The organism is Carboxydothermus pertinax (genome assembly GCF_001950255.1).
Classification (GTDB): Bacteria; Bacillota; Z-2901; order Carboxydothermales; family Carboxydothermaceae; genus Carboxydothermus; species Carboxydothermus pertinax.
On record NZ_BDJK01000034.1, the window covers coordinates 2,620 to 3,557 of the forward strand.

Annotated in this window: 1 protein-coding gene; it reads left to right on the forward strand. The window is 27.5% G+C overall.

Going from position 1 to position 938, the window contains the following annotated elements:
- The first annotated feature begins 268 nt into the window (after positions 1-268).
- Positions 269-877: a hypothetical protein gene (locus tag cpu_RS08745; protein ID WP_075859634.1), complete on the forward strand. Its 609-nt coding sequence runs from the start codon at positions 269-271 to the stop codon at positions 875-877.
- Positions 878-938 lie beyond the last annotated feature (61 nt).

Genomic DNA, 938 nt, shown 5'->3' on the forward strand with positions numbered 1-938 from the left:
TGTATTATGTTAGGCTATATTAGATCTAAAACTAATAAAAATCAAGCTAACTTTAACAAATATCTAAAAATGATAATGCAATAAAATATCGCAAAGGCAGTTAAATCTTCTGAAAATGTGTTAAAAACAAGTTAATTAGGAAGGCTAAATGAAGAAGTTTACTTATAAGAAATATTCTTAATCAAGCTCTTCACTTATTAGAACCTTGTGAGTGTAACAGAATGAAAAATGTGTTTTAAAGTAAAACTGAATAAAAGGAGGAATTAACTTGGAGCTATTTAGAAAATATAAATCTTTATTTTTAGCTTCTGTTATAACTATTCTACTTCTGGCAATAGGTTTATTATTCACCGGAGCTTATTCAGATATAGATAATACTTTATTATATGAAGCAATGCTTCGTAATGATGAATTACCAAAGATAAATGAATTAAATGGTAAAACTTTTATTAAAAATAAAATTCAATCCAAAGATGATAATTCTGATTTAAAACTTAAGGTAAAATTACCAAAGAAGTTTAATAATGATGATTTGTGGCAAAATGTTGAAATTCAACTTAAGTCAGATAAAAAGTCAATTCCAGTTAACATTATACCTGAACAATCATTTTTAAAAAATACAACACTTTCTAATGGTGACTTATTAAGATGGGGTGCAATTACAGGTGAAATTTCTTTTGAAGAAGGTAAATCACAAACAGTAGTAATAGGTGTTTTTGAAATACCGTCAAAAAAAATGGCAAGTTTTACATTTGCTTTGCACGCTGGTAATGGAAATCCTCCTGTAGCTTTAAGTTTTGGTAATCTTACGCCTAATGAAGAAATACTTCAAATTATAAAAGAAAATAAGACCTACGGTAATATGTCAAGACCATGAGGTCAAAAATTTTCGAAGTTAAGACTTAAAAAAGGCAATAGAAAACCGTCCTGAATCCAAG